Source organism: Pseudomonas sp. UV AK001, assembly GCF_046097675.1.
GTDB classification, from domain to species: domain Bacteria; phylum Pseudomonadota; class Gammaproteobacteria; order Pseudomonadales; family Pseudomonadaceae; genus Aquipseudomonas; species Aquipseudomonas kribbensis.
The window spans coordinates 500,783-518,220 of sequence record NZ_JBJUVZ010000001.1 but is presented as its reverse complement, the minus strand read 5'-3'; the positions used below and the strand labels follow the sequence as shown (position 1 = coordinate 518,220).

Here is a 17,438-nt window from a genome sequence, read left to right as displayed (position 1 = left end):
ATGTCGATGAAAAAACTGTTCACCGCCAGCGCCCTGCTGGCTTCGCTGGTCGCCACCTCCCAGGCGTTCGCCCATGCGCACCTGAAAAGTGAAACCCCGGCCGCCGACAGCACCGTCGCCGCGCCTGCGGATCTGCGCCTGGTGTTTTCCGAAGGCGTCGAAGCCAGCTTCACTAAAGTCACCGTGACCCACGACGGCGCACCGGTGAAGATCAAGCCGCTGACCACCGAAGGCGACAAGAAAACCCTGATCGTCACCCCTGAAGCACCGTTGACCGCTGGCGAATACAAGGTCGAATGGCACGCAGTGTCGGTCGATACGCACAAGAGCGAAGGCGCCTACCAGTTCAAGGTTGGCCAGTAATTCATGAGCGACGCGCTGGTGCTGTGCCGGTTCCTGCATTTCATCGTAGTGTTGATGCTGTTCGGGGCCTGGCTGTTCCGGCCGCTGCTGCTCAAGGGTGAAGCGCCGGTACTGGATCGGCAGCTGGCGCGGCTGGCTCGTTGGTTGACGGCGATTGCGCTGGCCAGCAGCGTTGCCTGGGCGTTGTTGATCACCGCGAGCATGGCCGGTTCGGCTGCTGCAGCGTTCGACCCGGACACCATTGAACTGGTACTGGGCCATACATTTTTCGGTCAGGTGTGGCGCTGGCATCTGCTGATCAACGCGCTGTTGCTGGCGTTGCTGTTTACGCCCTGGCGTTCGAGCCAGCCATTGCGGCTGGGCCTGAGCGCGCTGCTGCTGATGACCCTCGCGCCGGTCGGCCACGGGGCGATGCTCGACGGATTCAGCGGCCAGATGCTGATCCTCAATCAAGTGATTCACCTGACCTGCGTCGGCGCCTGGCTCGGCGGCTTGCTGATGCTGGTGATGATCCTGCGCCAGTCCGGCGAAACGGTGCGTTACGTATTGCAGCGCTTCAGCGGGGTCGGCTACGTGCTGGTTGCCGGGCTGTCGATCACCGGGCTGATCAACGTGCGCGTTCTCACCGGCCAGTGGTGGCCGACGCCGTTGTTCTCGGGATTCGCCCTGATCCTGCTGATCAAGGCCTTGCTGGTGCTCGGGATGCTGGGGCTGGCGCTGTTCAATCGCCTGCGCATCCATGATTGCGAACAGCGCGTCGACACCCTCAAGCGCAGCGTGCTGCTGGAGTGGCTGCTGGGGATCGGCGCGGTGGCGGCGGTTTCCGTGCTTGGCACCCTGCCGCCGATGATCGCCGCCTGACGTCAGTGTTTCTGAGTATCGCCCTTCGCCGTATCGATGCTGACCACCACCGACATCCCCGGCCGCAAGCGCTCTATTTCCTGTTGGTCCGGATCGATGGTCACCCGCACCGGCACCCGCTGGGCGATCTTCACGAAGTTGCCGGTGGCGTTGTCGGCCTGCAATAACGCGAACTCCGAACCGGTGCCGGGCGAGATGTGCTGAACGTGGCCGGTGAATTTGCGGTGGTTCAGCGCATCGACGGTGAAGCTCACCGGTTGCCCGACCCGCACGTTGTCCATCTGGGTCTCTTTCATGTTGGCGATCACCCACTTCTGGTCCGGCACCAGCGCCATCAACTGCGCCCCGGAATTGACGTAGGCACCGAGGCGCACGCCGATCTGCCCGAGCTGACCGTCACGCGGGGCGATAATCCGGGTGTTGGACAAATCGATCCGCGCCAGTTGCACAGCGGCCTCGGCACTGGCCACGGCGGCCTCCAGCGAACCGCGATTGACGATCACCGTTTGCAGATCCTGCCGGGCGATTTCCAGATTGGCCTTGGCCTGGGCCACCGATGCAATGCTTTGCGCGTTGGCGGCCAGCGCCACGTCCATCTCGCGTTTCGACACCGAACCGTCATTGACCAGCGCCGTGTTGCGGCGCAGGTCTGCCTCGCTTTTGCGCAACTGCGCCTCGCTGTCCGCTACCACCGCCTGCCGCAGCTTGATGGTTGCCTCGGCGCTGTTGCGTTGCTGCACCACGTTGGCCAGTGAGGCTTTCTGCACCGCCAGTTGCGCCAGTGACTGATCGAGACGCTGCTGATAAATCCGGTCATCGAGACGCACCAGCAGATCCCCGGCCTTCACGAACTGAAAATCCTGCACCGGCACTTCATAGACATAACCGCTGAGTTGCGGGCCGATGATCGTCACCTGTCCGCGCACGAGGGCGTTTTCTGTGGTTTCGACTGCACTGCTGAACGGCGGCAACTGCCACGCATACAGCACGATCAGCACGCCGACGATGGCAATCGCGGCAAAGCCCAGCGACGAGATGATCCGCACCCGCAGCGAACGCGGCTCGGTGTTCGGCGAAGACGGCGGCGCCTCGCCCTCGGGCGTGGCGGCAATGGCATTGGTGGTCGTGGTGGTCGGTTCGGTCATGAAGAAGTGGCACCGCTGGAAGGTACTGAAGGTGTCGGAGCGACGGCTTTGGTGGTGCTGATCAGCCATAGCGCACGGATGGAAATCCAGATCATGGTGAGGATCGCGATCACCGCGATCAGCATGAACACATCGTTATAGGCCAGTACGTTGGCTTCGCGGGTGGCGGCGTTGGCCAGGCTGCGAATGCCTTGCAGGTTGCGCAGGCTCGGGTCCGCTATCAGGGAGCCGACCGCCGAACCGCCGCTCTGCACCCGGGCGGCCACCAACGGGTCGGACAGCACCAGTTGCTCGACGATATGGCTGGAATGAAACTTCTCGCGCACGATCTGGAACGTCCCCAGCAATGCCGCGCCGATCAGGCCGCCGAGGTTGTTGCAGATCCCGAACAACACGGAAAAGCTCACCAGATTGCGCGGATTGGTCAGCACGTTGCGGGTGCCAAGGACCATGGTCGGCCCGAGGAAAAAGGTGCTGCCGAAGGCCAGCAGGAACTGGCTGAAATACAGGTTTTCCGGACGGGTCAGGTTGTTCGAGGAACTGTCGATGATCGAACCGGTGGCCATCAACGCCAGCGAGACGATCAGCGGCATCAGCAGGTGTTTCGGGTCGATGGTCAGCGCACTGGTCAGCAGCCCGGCAACGCTGCCGATCAGCATCACCACATACAGGCTGTGCAACTGCTGGCTGCTCATGTTCAGGTTTTGCATGAAGCCGACAGCGCCGGTGGATTGCTCCGAGGTCACCATGCGAATCAGGATCACCGCCAGTGCCAGACGGATCATCACCCCGCTGCCGAGCCAGCGGGTCATCAGCATCGGGTTGCTGCGGTTGTGCTCGATGGCAAGTCCCGCGAGGATCAGGGCAATCGACGCGGCCAGGGCAATGCCGATCCATTGTGCTTCGAGCCACCAGTCGATCCGGCCCAGGGACAGCACGGCGCACAGCAAGGCCACGCCGCTGGCGAGGATCGCGAAGGTCAGGAAATCGAGGGGTTCGAAGGTCTTGAAGCGGTCACCCGGCGGCAGCTTGAGCATCAAAACGCAGCCCAGCGACAGCAGCGCCATGCCCAGCTCGAACAGATACAAGCCGCGCCATTCGGCGATCTGCAACAGGTCTTCGGAAAACAGCCGCGCCAGCGGCAAGGCCAATTGCGAAGTGCCCAGCCCCAACACCAACGCCTTCATCCGCCACTTGGCCGGGAACGCCTGCACCATGTAATACAGGCCCAGCGAACTCAGCGCCGCGCCGACCATGCCGTGGGCCGCCCGCACGGCAACCGCCGAATTCAGGTCATTGACGAACAGATGGCCGAAGGTCACCAGCGCATACAGCACCAGAAACACCTCGGTGAACGCCCGCAAGCCGAACTGCTGACGAAACTTCACCAGCAGCAGGTTCATCGACACGTTGGTCATCACATACGCCGCCGGCAGCCAGGCCATCTCCGCCGTGGTCGCCCCGAGCGCACCTTGCAGGTAAGGCAGGTTGGCGACCACCAGCGAGTTACCCAATCCACCGGTCAACGCCACCAGCAACCCGACCAGCGCATACGCCAGGCGCTTGGGGTTGGAGTGCAACGGCGTCGAGGGGGATCCGGGCAGACTGGGCTTCTCGTGAGGCTGCCAGTTGCGCGGGGCGTATCGATCCATGGAAAGGCCTTGTACGGTGATGGCTTGAGTGTGCCGCAAAACGGCAGCCAAACACATATCCCTGTGGGCGCTTGCTCCCACAAGTCAGTGGTGGATTCGTAAATTTTGTTTAAAGGTCATCTCGCCCGCAGCGGATTTTTCCCAAGCGTAGCGGATGCCAACCTTGCCGCACTTCTCAACCTGCAAGGTGCCCGTTATGACCACTTCCCGCTGGCAACGCTCCCCGCGTCTGCTGAAAAACCTGCTGGCAGCCGCCCTGTTGCTGCCCGCCCTCGCCTTCGCCCAGGAACGCCCGTGGCCGGATGGCTCGCAACTGGTGATTTCGGTGTCGATGCAATTCGAAACCGGTGGCCAGCCCGAGGGCGCAGAAAGTCCGTTCTCCGGCACGCCGCTGCCCAAAGGTTATCCGGACCTGCCGGCGCAGACCTAGTTCGATTACGGCTACAAGGAAGGTCTGTGGCGCATGCTCGATCTGTGGGATCGCACCGGCATCAAGGTCACCTCCCACGTGGTCGGCGAAGCGGCGCTCAAGCACCCGGAACTGGCCAGGGCGATTGCCGAACGCGGCCATGAACTGGCGGCCCACGGCATGCGCTGGGCCGATTCGTACAACATGAACTACGCCCAGGAAAAACAGTTCATCGGCGACGGCGTCGCGGCGGTGGAGAAAATCACCGGCCAGCGCTCGGTGGGTTACAACGCCAACTGGCTGCGGCGCAGTCCCAATACGCTGAAGGTGCTGCAGGATCTGAACTTCACCTACCACATCGATGATGTCAGCCGCGATGAGCCCTTCGTGACCATGGTTCGCGGGCGCAAATTCGCCGTGGTGCCCTACACCCTGCGCAACAACGACATTGTGCTGATCGAAGGCAGACATTTCTCCGCCGAGCAGTTATATCAGCAGCTGGTGCTGGAATTCGATCGCCTCTACGCCGAAGGCGCGAGCAAGCGGCGGATGATGTCGGTGAGTCTGCACGACCGCATTGGTGGCACGCCGGCGATGGTTGAAGCGATGGAACGGTTTATCCGCTACGCGCAAGCGCATCCGAAGGTAGCATTCATGCGCAAGGATCAGATTGCCCAGGTGGTGCTGACCGAGAAAAACCCGCTGATCGACAACACCGAGGCGGCGTACAACCAGTGACAAAAAAATCGCAGCCAAGGCTGCGATTTTTTCTCTGTTTAACGACTCACGCCCGCAGCAACATGTAAGCCGCAACCACCAGGCACACACTGGCGAATCCCACCTGCAATGTCCTCGCCGGTACTCGCGCGCAAAGTTTGCGGCCGATGATCATGCCGACAATGCTGGCCACGATAAACGCCGCGCCCAGATGATCGATCCGCACCCCGGCATGGAACGCACCGATCACACCGATGGCGGAAATCAGGCTGATCACCATCAGCGACGTGGCGACGATGCCGCGCATCTGCACATCGGTCAGTTGCTTGAAGGCCGGCACGATCAGAAACCCGCCGCCGACGCCGAGAAGTCCGGACACCACACCAGTGACCGCGCCCAGCGCCGCGAGGGTTGCGGTGCATTTGGCGGTCCAGTCGAAACGGCCGGTCTGTTCATTGAGCATGCAGTTCTTCTGGCCCCAACTGGCGTGGCCATGATCGCTAGGTCCCTCTTGCTGGCGTTCGCGACGCAGCATGCGCCAGGCCACCATCACCATCAGCAGGCTGAAGAGGATCATCAGGACCTTTTCCGGCAACTGGTGCGCGAAGTAGATGCCCAGCGGCGAAAACACCGCCCCGAGCGCGGCGATCAACAGCGCCGCGCGGTAGCGCACCAGTCCATGACGCAAACCGTCGATGGCCCCGACCGCCGCCGCACTGCCCACCGCGAACAGCGCCACCGGCGCCGCTTGCGTCATCGTCCAGCCCAGCCCGAGCACCAGCGCCGGCACTGCGAGAATCCCGCCACCGGCCCCGGTCAGCCCGAGGATCAATCCCATCACCACGCCAAACAGACTTGCCAGCAACATAGGGATTTCTCAGTCGACTTTGGACAGACTCGTCAGCCACTCGCGGCCCTTGAGCATGCCGTTCCAGTAGAACCACGGCAGCAGGGACGCCTTCAGCCACCACGCGGAACGCCGTGGCACGGTCGGATCGAGGGGAAAGGTCGGCAGCAACTTGCCGCCATAGCCGAACTCGGCGAGGATCACCTTGCCCTTCTCCACCGTCAGCGGGCAGGAGCCGTAGCCGTCGTACTTGCGCGGCAACGCCAGAGACTTGCGCTGGGCCAGCAGGTTCTCGGCGACCACCACGACCTGCTTGCGCACGGCGGCAGCGGTCTTCGCGTTGGTGGTGTTGCAGATATCGCCGAGCGCAAACACCTCCGGGTAACGCGGATGTTGCAGGCTGTGCGGGTTGACCTCGCACCAGCCGGCGGCGTCGGCCAGCGGACTTTGTGCGATGAAGTCCGGGGAAACCTGTGGCGGCACGACGTGCAGCAGATCGAAGGTCTTGGCTACCTGACTGACATTGCCGTCGGCGTCCCTGACCTCGAACCAGGCGGTTTTCGCCGGGCCGTCGACCTTGACCAGATTGGCGTTGAACGCCAGACGGGCGTTGTATTTTTCGATGTACTTCATCAGCGGCGGCACGAACGTCGCCACGCCGAACAATGCCGCGCCGGCCAGATTGAATTCAACCTCGACCTTGTTCAGAACGCCTTTTTTAAACCAGTGATCGCAGGACAGGTACAGCGCCTTTTGCGGGGCGCCGGCGCATTTGATCGGCATTGCCGGCTGGGTGAACAGCGCCTTGCCGCCGCGCAGTTTCTGCACTTGATCCCAGGTGTATTGCGCATGCTGGTAGCTGTAATTGGAGGTGACACCGTGCTGGCCGAGGCTTTCCTGCAAACCCTCGATCTTCTCCCAGGCCAAGCGCAGGCCGGGACAGACAATCAGGTTCTGGTAGCTGACGGTACGCTGATCGTTGAGGGTGAGACGGCGCTGGTCGGGATCGATGGCCGTCACTGCCGCTTGAATCCAGGTGGCCTGACGCGGCATCACCTTGTTCATCGGTCGGGCGGTGTCTTTGGCATCAAAGGCCCCACCGCCGACCAGCGTCCACGCCGGTTGGTAGTAATGCTGGGCACTCGGTTCGATCACCGTGATGTTCAGGTGCGGATCACGCTTGAGCAGACTGGCGACAAAACCGATGCCGGCGGTGCCGCCGCCGATGACCACGATGTCTGCACTGATGGATGGGCCCCAGTGTTGATCGTTCATTGCTTGTTCCTTATTGCTGCACGCAAGGATAGCCGGGTCTATTGCGCCCAGCTTTTGAGCACGGCTCCGCAGTAGAGTCCGGACAGGGTTTTCATCACCTGGATGACTTCATGACTGGCGAGGCCGTAGAAAATGTACTTGCCTTCACGTCGGGTCGCGACCAGCCCTTCATCACGCAGGATGCCCAGTTGCTGGGACAGGGTCGGCTGGCGCACGCCGGTCATTTTCTCCAGCTCGCCGACGTTGCGTTCGCCCTGGGTCAGCTGGCACAGGATCAACAGCCGATCCTCGTTGGCCAGGGCCTTGAGCAGCGAACAGGCCTTGGAGGCCGAGGCCCGTAGTTGGGCGACTTCACATTCGGTCAGACTGGATTGCATTTGCAGGATGCCTTCATCGTCACTTAAGCTGCGGACATTATGTGTTTACATAAAGTGTTGCAACCCTGACTTTCCATCCTTCTGCACAGGACCGTGTCCATGCCCGCGCTGATTGAAGCTTTCCTCGACCCCGCCTCCTCGACCTACAGCTACGTGGTCTACGAGGCCGATGGCGGACAGTGCGCAATCGTCGATCCAGTGCTTGATTACGATGGCGCCGCCGGCCGCACTTGCACGGCTCAGGCAGACAAAATCATTGCCTTCGTGCGCGCCCACCATTTGCAAGTGCAGTGGCTGCTGGAAACCCACGCCCACGCCGATCACCTGTCCGCCGCGCCCTACCTGCGCCGCGAGCTGGGCGGCAAGATCGCGATTGGCGAATCGATCAGCAAAGTGCAGAACGTGTTCAAGGCACTGTTCAACCTGGAGCCGGAATTTCGTGTCGACGGCTCGCAGTTCGATCACCTGTTCGCGCCGAACGAGTCGTTCCGGATCGGCAATCTCAAGGCCACCGCCCTGCACGTCCCCGGCCACACCCCGGCGGACATGGCCTACTTGATAGACGGCGAACAGATTCTGGTCGGCGACACGCTGTTCATGCCCGACGTCGGCACTGCCCGTTGCGACTTTCCCGGCGGCAACGCGCATCAGTTGTTCAATTCGATTCAGAAGCTGCTGGCCTTCCCCGCCAGCGTGAAGCTCTATGTCTGCCACGACTACCCGCCGCAAGGTCGCGACTCGCAGTGCCAGACCACCGTCGGTGAACAGCGCAAAAGCAATATCCATGTGCATGACGGCATCAATGAAGCCTCGTTTGTCGAGATGCGCACCAAGCGCGATGCAGGGTTGGGCATGCCGACGCTGTTGCTGCCGGCGATTCAGGTGAATGTGCGCGCAGGAAATTTGCCGCCGGCGGAAGGCAATGGCGTTGTCTATCTGAAGATTCCGATCAACTCCGTGTAAGAAAAAATCATTGAAGGAACCGGAAACAAGGGGTTTCGTACCTGTCGCGTCGGATCCTATGAACTGGGCGTAATCTCGACCAGCAGGCAGACTTCATGGGGTAATCAACCCATGGAGATTTGGCAATATGGATATTCGCCGTAACCATCGCGACCTGACGCCGGAACAGAAGCACGCCTTCGTAAATGCCATTCTGATACTCAAGAATCAAAGCCCCAGCGTGCTGCGACCGGGTCAGCAAAGTCGTTACGATGACTTTGTGCAGATCCACAAAAATGCCATGGGGCATGGCAATCCGATTTTCCCCAACCCTCATCGCAGTCCACTGTTCCTCCCGTGGCACCGCATCCTGATTCGTCAGTTCGAGCTGGAACTGCAAGCAGCGGCAAACAACCCGACCATCACCCTGCCGTACTGGAACTGGAGCATGAGCGGGGCAGATGATCCTTTCACTGACGATTTCATGGGCAGAGATGGCGATCCGACGCAGAACCAGCGGGTTACGTTTGGCCCGTTTGCCTACGAGCATCTAATGTTCGGGATCAAGATCTGGGATGGGGACACCGGAGATGCAGGCCTGCGGCGCAACTTTGGAGAGGGTCCCGCTCCGCTACCCACAGCGCAGGATGTCGAGTCTGTTTTAGACAGAACGCCCTACTGGCTCGAACCGACCGGATGGGAAAACCTGACGGAGATGATGCACAACGATGTACATGCCTGGGTTGGAGGCAACATGGGCGAAGCCTCCTCTCCCAACGACCCGTTGTTCTTCCTGCACCATTGCTATCTCGACTATCTCTGGGAGCGCTGGAAACGCAAACACCCGACAGAACCGGTGATTGCCTTTCCCGAGAACGCACCACACGGGATGCTCGGCTCCACTCTGATATTCAATCCGGACAATGAACCCGCGCCCTGGCTGCAGCCTTTCACGGTCGAACAGACCTTAAACACGGCAAGTCTGGATTACGGCTATGCCGATCTCTGATCAGGGCCAGGCATTCAGCTCCCGAGGATCAGGCCATTGGCCGGTAATGGTAGTGCCGTCTTGTAGCGCACCTGCTTGAGGGCAAAGCTTGACCGGATGTTCGCTACACCTGGGACTTTGGTCAGAAAATCCATCATGAAGCGTTCGAGCGCCTGAATGGTCGGTACCAGCACCCGGATCAGATAGTCCGGGTCGCCGGCCATCAGGTAGCACTCCATGACTTCCGGGCGATCGGAAATCGCTTCTTCGAAATGCTGCAAAGCTTCCTCTACCTGCTTCTCCAGACTCACGTGAATGAACACGTTCACGTGCAGCCCGAGCAGGTCGGCATCGAGCAGGGTCACCTGCTCACGGATCAGGCCCAGTTCTTCCATCGCCTTGACCCGGTTGAAGCACGGTGTCGGCGACAGATTGACCGAACGGGCCAGGTCGGCGTTGGTGATGCGCGCATTCTCCTGAAGGCTGTTGAGAATGCCGATGTCGGTACGGTCCAGTTTGCGCATGAGACAAAACCACCTGTTTTTTATGTTTATGCAGAATTTCTATCTGCAAATGATCTCCAGCGCAACGAAACAGAGAGAAATATTCTTCTTGCCCGGGCCTATGATTGTTGTAGGACAAGATTTCTTTTATCGAAGAATGACTGCCAGCTCACTACAAGAAATTCACAAGATCGAGCGTAGAAGCCATGACCCAAGCGTATGAACCGCTGCGTCTGCACGTCCCTGAACCTTCGGGCCGCCCAGGCTGCAAAACCGACTTTTCCTACCTGCATCTGACCGATGCCGGCACGGTGCGCAAACCTTCCATCGACGTAGAACCCGCCGACACTGCCGACCTGGCCCGTGGCCTGATCCGTGTGCTCGACGACCAGGGCAACGCCCTCGGCCCATGGGCCGAAAACGTGCCGGTCGAGATCCTGCGCAAAGGCATGCGCGCCATGCTCAAGACGCGGATCTACGACAACCGCATGGTGGTCGCCCAGCGTCAGAAAAAAATGTCGTTCTACATGCAGAGCCTTGGCGAAGAAGCCATCGGCAGTGCCCAGGCCCTGGCCTTGAACACCGACGACATGTGCTTCCCGACCTACCGCCAGCAAAGCATCCTGATGGCCCGCGACGTACCGCTGGTCGACCTGATCTGCCAACTGCTGTCCAACGAGCGCGACCCGCTCAAGGGACGTCAGCTGCCGATCATGTACTCGGTCAAGGACGCCGGTTTCTTCACCATTTCCGGCAACCTCGCCACCCAGTTCATTCAGGGCGTGGGCTGGGGCATGGCCTCGGCGATCAAAGGCGACACCAAAATCGCCTCGGCCTGGATCGGTGACGGCGCCACCGCCGAATCGGACTTCCACACTGCCCTCACCTTCGCCCACGTCTACCGTGCGCCGGTGATCCTCAACGTGGTCAACAACCAGTGGGCGATCTCGACCTTCCAGGCCATCGCCGGTGGTGAAGCCACCACCTTCGCCGGACGCGGCGTCGGTTGCGGCATCGCCTCCCTGCGCGTTGACGGCAACGACTTCTACGCGGTCTACGCCGCCTCCGCCTGGGCTGCCGAACGCGCCCGCCGCGGCCTCGGTCCGACCATGATCGAATGGGTCACCTACCGCGCCGGCCCACACTCGACCTCCGACGATCCGTCCAAATACCGTCCTGCCGATGACTGGAGCCACTTCCCGCTGGGCGACCCGATCGCCCGCTTGAAACAGCACCTGATCAAGGTCGGCCACTGGTCGGAAGAAGAGCACGCCGCCGTCAGCGCCGAGCTCGAAGCCGAAGTGATCGCCGCGCAGAAGCAGGCCGAACAGTACGGCACCCTTGCCGGCGGCCAGATTCCAAGCGCCGCGACCATGTTCGAAGACGTCTACAAAGAGATGCCGGAGCACTTGAAGCGCCAGCGTCAGCAGTTGGGGATCTGACATGAACGACCACAACAACAATATTCAGTTGGAAGCCGCCATGACCACGACCACCATGACCATGATCCAGGCCCTGCGCTCGGCCATGGATGTGATGCTTGAGCGTGACGACAATGTGGTGGTGTTCGGCCAGGACGTCGGCTATTTCGGCGGCGTGTTCCGTTGCACCGAAGGCCTGCAGGCCAAGTACGGCACCTCGCGGGTGTTCGACGCACCGATCTCCGAGAGCGGCATCGTCGGGACCGCCGTGGGCATGGGCGCCTACGGTCTGCGCCCGGTGGTGGAAATCCAGTTTGCCGACTACGTGTATCCGGCCTACGACCAGATCATTTCCGAAGCCGCCCGTCTGCGTTATCGCTCGGCCGGCGAGTTCACCGCCCCAATGACCCTGCGCATGCCTTGCGGTGGCGGCATCTACGGTGGCCAGACCCACAGCCAGAGTATCGAAGCCCTGTTCACCCAGGTCTGCGGCCTGCGCACCGTCATGCCGTCCAACCCTTATGACGCCAAGGGCCTGCTGATCGCCTCCATCGAAAACGATGACCCGGTGATCTTCCTGGAGCCGAAACGCCTGTACAACGGCCCGTTCGACGGCCACCACGAACGCCCGGTAACCCCGTGGTCGAAACACCCGGCTGCGCAAGTCCCGGACGGCTACTACACCGTGCCGCTGGACGTCGCCGCCATCGCCCGCCCGGGCAAGGACGTCACCGTGCTGACCTACGGCACCACCGTGTACGTGTCGCAAGTCGCCGCCGAAGAAAGCGGTGTGGACGCTGAAGTCATCGACCTGCGCAGCCTGTGGCCGCTGGACCTGGAAACCATCGTCAAATCCGTGAAGAAAACCGGCCGTTGCGTCGTGGTTCACGAAGCCACCCGCACCTGCGGTTTCGGCGCCGAACTGGTGTCGCTGGTGCAAGAGCATTGCTTCCACCACCTGGAAGCGCCGATCGAACGCGTCACCGGTTGGGACACCCCCTACCCGCACGCGCAGGAGTGGGCGTATTTCCCTGGGCCGTCCCGAGTGGGCGCGGCGCTGAAACGGGTCATGGAGGTCTGAATGGGCACGCACGTTATCAAGATGCCGGACATCGGCGAAGGCATCGCAGAAGTAGAACTGTCGCAGTGGCACGTCAAGGTCGGCGATCTGGTCGTTGAAGACCAGGTGCTGGCGGATGTGATGACCGACAAGGCGATGGTGGATATTCCGTCGCCGGTACACGGCAAGGTGATTGCGCTCGGCGGTCAGCCGGGCGAAGTGATGGCGGTCGGCAGTGTGCTGATCAGCATCGAGGTCGAAGGTGCGGGAAATCTGAAAGAGTCCGACAAACCGGCGCCTGTTGCAGCGAAGGAAGCACCTGTCGCACCCAAAGTTGAAGCGGTCGTTGAAAGCAAACCCGCCGCGCCACGTACGGCTCCGGTTTGCCAGGGCCCGATGGTTGCCCGTGAAGCCGATGAGCGTCCGCTGGCCTCGCCGGCCGTGCGCAAACATGCGCTGGACCTGGGCATTCAGTTGCGTCTGGTGCGCGGTTCCGGCCCGGCCGGTCGCGTATTGCACGAAGACCTCGAGGCCTACCTGGCGCAAGGTCAGTCGAACGCTTCGGCGCCAGTCGCCGCCGCGTACGCCCAGCGTAACGATGAAGAACAAATTCAGGTTATCGGCATGCGCCGCAAGATTGCCCAGCGCATGCAGGACGCCACTCAGCGTGCCGCGCACTTCAGTTATGTCGAGGAAATCGACGTCACCGCGATTGAAGAACTGCGCGCCCACCTGAACGAAAAACACGGCGCCAGCCGTGGCAAGCTGACCCTGTTGCCGTTCCTCGTGCGTGCACTGGTCGTCGCCCTGCGCGACTTCCCGCAGATGAACGCCCGTTACGACGACGAAGCCCAGGTCATCACCCGCCTCGGCGCGGTGCATGTCGGCGTCGCCACCCAAAGCGACGTCGGCCTGATGGTACCGGTGGTGCGTCACGCCGAAGCGCGCAGCCTGTGGGACAGCGCGGCGGAAATCTCCCGCCTGGCCACTGCCGCCCGCAATGGCAAGGCCAGCCGCGAAGAGCTGTCCGGTTCGACCATCACCCTGACCAGCCTTGGCGCCCTGGGCGGCATCGTCAGTACCCCGGTGCTGAACCTGCCGGAAGTGGCCATCGTCGGCGTGAACAAAATCGTCGAACGCCCGATGGTCGTCAAAGGCCAGGTGGTGATCCGCAAGATGATGAACCTCTCCAGTTCCTTCGATCACCGCGTGGTCGACGGCATGGACGCGGCGCTCTTCATCCAGGCCATTCGTGGTCTGCTCGAACAACCCGCGACCCTGTTTGTGGAGTGATGGCATGCAATCTCTGAACACCACGCTGCTGATCATCGGCGGCGGCCCCGGCGGTTATGTAACGGCCATTCGCGCCGGGCAACTGGGCATTTCGACCATTCTGGTCGAGGGCGAATCGCTGGGCGGCACCTGCCTGAACATCGGCTGCATTCCGTCGAAAGCGCTGATCCATGTGGCCGAGCAGTTTCACCAGACTCAACATCACAACCAGCATTCGGCCCTGGGCATCAGCGTTTCGGCGCCCACCCTCGACATCAGCAAAAGCGTCGAGTGGAAGGACGGCATCGTCGATCGCCTGACCACCGGCGTCGCCGCGCTGCTGAAGAAAAACAAGGTTCAGGTCATCAACGGCTGGGCCAAGGTCATCGACGGCAAGACCGTTGAAGTCGGCGACACCCGTATCCAGTGCGAACATCTGGTACTGGCCACCGGTTCGAAAAGCGTCAACCTGCCGATCCTGCCGATTGGCGGGCCGATCATCTCGTCCACCGAGGCGCTGGCGCCGAAATCCGTGCCGAAACGCCTGATCGTGGTCGGCGGTGGTTATATCGGTCTGGAGCTGGGCATTGCCTATCGCAAGCTCGGCGCCGAGGTCAGTGTGGTCGAGGCGCAGGATCGCATCCTGCCGGCCTACGACGCCGAACTGACCCAACCGGTGCACGAAGCGCTGAAGCAACTGGGCGTGAAACTGTACCTGAAGCACAGCGTGCTGGGTTTCGACGGCACGTTGCAGGTGCGTGATCCGAACGGCGACACCCTGAACCTGGAAACCGATCAGGTGCTGGTGGCCGTCGGTCGCAAGCCCAACACCCAGGGCTGGAACCTTGAAGCGCTGAACCTGGACATGAACGGCTCGGCGATCAAGATCGACAGCCGCTGCCAGACCAGCATGCGCAACGTCTACGCCATTGGCGACCTGAGCGGCGAGCCGATGCTGGCCCACCGCGCCATGGCCCAGGGCGAGATGGTCGCCGAGCTGATCAGCGGCAAGACCCGCGAATTCAACCCGACCGCCATCGCCGCCGTATGCTTCACCGAACCGGAACTGGTGGTTGTCGGCAAGACGCCGGACGAAGCCAAAGCGGCGGGACTGGACTGCATCGTGTCGAACTTCCCATTCGCGGCCAATGGCCGGGCGATGACCCTGGAATCGAAAACCGGCTTCGTGCGGGTGGTCGCCCGTCGGGACAATCATGTGATTGTCGGCTGGCAGGCGGTGGGTGTCGGGGTCTCGGAGCTGTCGACCGCGTTCGCGCAAAGCCTGGAAATGGGAGCACGTCTGGAGGACATCGGCGGCACCATCCATGCGCACCCGACCCTGGGTGAAGCGGTGCAGGAAGCGGCGTTGCGTGCCCTCGGGCATGCGTTGCACCTGTAAAAACCCGACGCGGGGGAGTTTTTTCATAAGCAGGCTAATAAATCTGCTGCTCCCCCCATCGCCCGGGCTGCGAAACCGCTCAAGAATGAAGTATTGTTGTGCCCATCCAAAAAAACGTCAGAAGCCTTGAACCGTTTCGACGGTTGTTAAGTGATAGAGGGTGTCATGGGTAACGAAAGCATCAATTGGGACAAGCTGGGTTTTGACTACATCAAGACCGATAAACGCTATCTGTCGTACTTTCGCAACGGCGAGTGGGACAAAGGCACCCTGACCGAAGACAACGTGCTGCACATCAGCGAAGGCTCCACTGCCCTTCACTATGGCCAGCAATGCTTCGAAGGCCTGAAGGCCTATCGTTGCAAGGACGGCTCGATCAACCTGTTCCGTCCGGACCAGAACGCCGCACGCATGCAGCGCAGCTGCGCCCGCCTGCTGATGCCGCATGTGTCCACCGAGCAATTCATCGAAGCGTGCAAGGAAGTGGTTCGCGCCAACGAGCGCTTCATCCCGCCTTACGGCACCGGCGGCGCGCTGTACCTGCGTCCGTTCGTGATCGGCGTGGGTGACAACATCGGCGTGCGTACCGCCCCTGAGTTCATCTTCTCGGTGTTCGCGATCCCGGTAGGCGCCTACTTCAAGGGCGGCCTGACCCCGCACAACTTCCAGATTTCCAGCTTCGACCGCGCCGCGCCACAAGGTACTGGTGCCGCCAAGGTCGGTGGCAACTACGCCGCCAGCCTGATGCCGGGCTCCCAGGCCAAGAAAGCGCACTTCGCTGACGCCATCTACCTGGATCCGCTGACCCACAAGAAGATCGAGGAAGTCGGTTCGGCCAACTTCTTCGGGATCACCCACGACAACAAGTTCGTGACCCCGAACTCGCCGTCGGTACTGCCGGGCATCACCCGTCTTTCGCTGATCGAACTGGCCAAGTCCCGTCTGGGCCTGGAAGTGGTCGAAGGCGACGTGTTCATCGACAAACTGTCGGACTTCAAGGAAGCCGGCGCCTGCGGTACCGCTGCGGTAATCACCCCGATCGGCGGCATCAGCTACAACGACCACCTGCACGTGTTCCACAGCGAAACAGAAGTCGGCCCTGTGACCCAGAAGCTCTACAAAGAGCTGACCGGCGTACAGACCGGCGACGTCGAAGCGCCAGCAGGCTGGATCGTCAAGGTTTGATCTGACGACCAGATGCACAAAAGCCCCCATCGAGTGATCGATGGGGGCTTTTTCATGGAGTCTGCTTTTGCAGCCACGCCAGAAACACTTGGGCCACTGGGGAGGCCTGCGGTGCAACGCCGTAATAATAACGGGGTAGCGGCATCCGTAAATCGGGCAACGGGCAGACCAGCCGACCGCTCGACAGGTGCGTGCCCAGCAACGTGGTCGGGCACAACGCAACGCCCTCGCCCGCCACGGCGGCCTCCATGACTCGATGCATGTAATCGAACTGACGAATCTCCTGGGTCGCACTCTGACTCTGACCAAAACGCAGCGCCCAGTGGTGCCAGTCTTCGCGTCGGGCTCTGACCGTCAATAAGGTGTGCCGGCGCAGATCCACAAGGTCCGCCAAGGGGATTCGCTCGATCAGCTCGGGCGCTGCCACCATCAACAACTCATCCTCGAACAGCGGGTGCGATTCGATGGTCGGCGCCCAGTCGTCGCGGCCACGGCGGATGACGATGTCGAAGCTGTCTCGCGCCGGATCCGGAGAGCGGGTCTGGGTGATCACCTGCAGTTCGATCTCCGGATGTTCTGCCGTGAAGTCATCCAGCCGGGGCATCAGCCACAACTGGGCAAAGGACGGTCGGGTGTTGATGGTCACTGTCGGCCGTGCGGCCTGCTGCCGCAACTCGGCAGCCGCATCGGCGATCTGCGCCAGACCGGCGCTGACCTGCTGATAAAAACGCTGGCCTGCAGGCGTCAGCAGCGATTGGCGGATACGCCGCTCGAACAGCAACACACCCAGGTGTTCTTCCAGCAATTTGATGTGCCGACTGACGGCACTGTGGCTCACGTGCAGCTCTTCGGCCGCCAACGTGAAACTCTGGTGACGGGCAGCTACTGCAAAAGCACGAACCGCATTAAGCGGCGGGAGTGATTTATTCATGGGTCTAATTTAGTCACGTATGCGATGCATTTAAAGCGTTTGTCACACGTTCGTCGCCACGCCAATCTGCCCGCATGCCCAACCCCGTGCC

General features: G+C 61.4%; 17 protein-coding genes and 1 pseudogene. 11 read left to right on the top strand and 7 right to left on the bottom strand.

Translation table 11 applies throughout. The annotated features are described in order from the left end of the window. Positions 1 to 363, top strand: coding sequence for a copper homeostasis periplasmic binding protein CopC (gene copC / locus ACKLNA_RS02445; protein WP_408984745.1), 363 nt, complete (start codon positions 1 to 3; stop codon positions 361 to 363). Positions 364 to 366: 3 nt separating this feature from the next. Continuing rightward, complete coding sequence (gene copD, locus ACKLNA_RS02440) at positions 367 to 1,224, top strand: copper homeostasis membrane protein CopD (protein ID WP_408984744.1); 858 nt, start codon at positions 367 to 369, stop codon at positions 1,222 to 1,224. 2 nt (positions 1,225 to 1,226) lie between these two features. On the opposite strand, the gene ACKLNA_RS02435 is transcribed toward copD, so the two are convergent. Both ACKLNA_RS02435 and ACKLNA_RS02430 read right to left on the bottom strand, forming a co-directional pair. Continuing rightward, positions 1,227 to 2,369 carry an HlyD family secretion protein gene (locus ACKLNA_RS02435; protein ID WP_085711521.1) on the bottom strand — a complete coding sequence of 381 codons (1,143 nt, stop codon included), beginning with the start codon at positions 2,367 to 2,369 and terminating at the stop codon, positions 1,227 to 1,229. After that, positions 2,366 to 4,021: an MFS transporter gene (locus ACKLNA_RS02430; protein WP_085711522.1), complete on the bottom strand. Its 1,656-nt coding sequence runs from the start codon at positions 4,019 to 4,021 to the stop codon at positions 2,366 to 2,368. The genes ACKLNA_RS02435 and ACKLNA_RS02430 overlap by 4 nt, the downstream gene beginning before the upstream one ends. Positions 4,022 to 4,217: 196 nt before the next feature. On the opposite strand from ACKLNA_RS02430, the gene ACKLNA_RS02425 reads away from it, so the two are divergent. Beyond that, on the top strand, positions 4,218 to 4,451 hold the full coding sequence (locus ACKLNA_RS02425; RefSeq protein WP_408984743.1) for a hypothetical protein: 234 nt from the start codon (positions 4,218 to 4,220) through the stop codon (positions 4,449 to 4,451). Positions 4,452 to 4,463: 12 nt separating this feature from the next. Continuing rightward, positions 4,464 to 5,168, top strand: a pseudogene (locus tag ACKLNA_RS02420) (polysaccharide deacetylase family protein); the annotation flags it as partial. A gap of 46 nt (positions 5,169 to 5,214) precedes the next feature. Here ACKLNA_RS02420 and ACKLNA_RS02415 read toward each other — a convergent pair. The 3 genes from ACKLNA_RS02415 to ACKLNA_RS02405 are packed head-to-tail and all read right to left on the bottom strand — an operon-like array spanning position 5,215 to position 7,646. Beyond that, positions 5,215 to 6,015, bottom strand: a complete 801-nt coding sequence (locus ACKLNA_RS02415) for a sulfite exporter TauE/SafE family protein (RefSeq protein WP_065258956.1) — start codon at positions 6,013 to 6,015, stop codon at positions 5,215 to 5,217. A gap of 9 nt (positions 6,016 to 6,024) precedes the next feature. Beyond that, entirely contained in the window at positions 6,025 to 7,269 is a 1,245-nt protein-coding gene (locus ACKLNA_RS02410; protein WP_408984742.1) for an FAD-dependent oxidoreductase, read from the bottom strand. Positions 7,270 to 7,307: 38 nt separating this feature from the next. Further along, positions 7,308 to 7,646, bottom strand: coding sequence for a helix-turn-helix transcriptional regulator (locus ACKLNA_RS02405; protein ID WP_007952897.1), 339 nt, complete (start codon positions 7,644 to 7,646; stop codon positions 7,308 to 7,310). A gap of 99 nt (positions 7,647 to 7,745) precedes the next feature. Between ACKLNA_RS02405 and ACKLNA_RS02400 the strand changes: the two genes are divergently transcribed. Next, positions 7,746 to 8,609: an MBL fold metallo-hydrolase gene (locus ACKLNA_RS02400; protein WP_408984741.1), complete on the top strand. Its 864-nt coding sequence runs from the start codon at positions 7,746 to 7,748 to the stop codon at positions 8,607 to 8,609. 127 nt (positions 8,610 to 8,736) lie between these two features. Continuing rightward, on the top strand, positions 8,737 to 9,597 hold the full coding sequence (locus ACKLNA_RS02395; RefSeq protein ID WP_408984740.1) for a tyrosinase family protein: 861 nt from the start codon (positions 8,737 to 8,739) through the stop codon (positions 9,595 to 9,597). Between the two features lie 14 nt (positions 9,598 to 9,611). Here ACKLNA_RS02395 and bkdR read toward each other — a convergent pair whose 3' ends face one another. Continuing rightward, positions 9,612 to 10,100, bottom strand: coding sequence for a Bkd operon transcriptional regulator BkdR (bkdR, locus tag ACKLNA_RS02390; protein WP_085602691.1), 489 nt, complete (start codon positions 10,098 to 10,100; stop codon positions 9,612 to 9,614). Positions 10,101 to 10,285: 185 nt separating this feature from the next. On the opposite strand from bkdR, the gene ACKLNA_RS02385 reads away from it, so the two are divergent. The 5 genes from ACKLNA_RS02385 (at position 10,286) to ACKLNA_RS02365 (ending at position 16,416) form a co-directional block, all read left to right on the top strand. Next, on the top strand, positions 10,286 to 11,521 hold the full coding sequence (locus ACKLNA_RS02385; RefSeq protein ID WP_114883893.1) for a 3-methyl-2-oxobutanoate dehydrogenase (2-methylpropanoyl-transferring) subunit alpha: 1,236 nt from the start codon (positions 10,286 to 10,288) through the stop codon (positions 11,519 to 11,521). A gap of 1 nt (position 11,522) precedes the next feature. Continuing rightward, positions 11,523 to 12,581, top strand: a complete 1,059-nt coding sequence (locus ACKLNA_RS02380; RefSeq protein WP_408984739.1) for an alpha-ketoacid dehydrogenase subunit beta — start codon at positions 11,523 to 11,525, stop codon at positions 12,579 to 12,581. Then, positions 12,582 to 13,853, top strand: a complete 1,272-nt coding sequence (locus ACKLNA_RS02375; protein WP_408984738.1) for a dihydrolipoamide acetyltransferase family protein — start codon at positions 12,582 to 12,584, stop codon at positions 13,851 to 13,853. A 4-nt stretch (positions 13,854 to 13,857) separates the two neighbouring features. Then, entirely contained in the window at positions 13,858 to 15,231 is a 1,374-nt protein-coding gene (lpdA, locus tag ACKLNA_RS02370) for a dihydrolipoyl dehydrogenase (RefSeq protein ID WP_408984737.1), read from the top strand. Between the two features lie 165 nt (positions 15,232 to 15,396). Next, positions 15,397 to 16,416: a branched-chain amino acid aminotransferase gene (locus ACKLNA_RS02365; RefSeq protein ID WP_085711531.1), complete on the top strand. Its 1,020-nt coding sequence runs from the start codon at positions 15,397 to 15,399 to the stop codon at positions 16,414 to 16,416. A gap of 52 nt (positions 16,417 to 16,468) precedes the next feature. Here ACKLNA_RS02365 and ACKLNA_RS02360 read toward each other — a convergent pair whose 3' ends face one another. Further along, a complete protein-coding gene (locus ACKLNA_RS02360) occupies positions 16,469 to 17,347 on the bottom strand; it encodes a LysR substrate-binding domain-containing protein (protein ID WP_408984736.1) in 879 nt (292 codons plus the stop codon). Positions 17,348 to 17,438 lie beyond the last annotated feature (91 nt).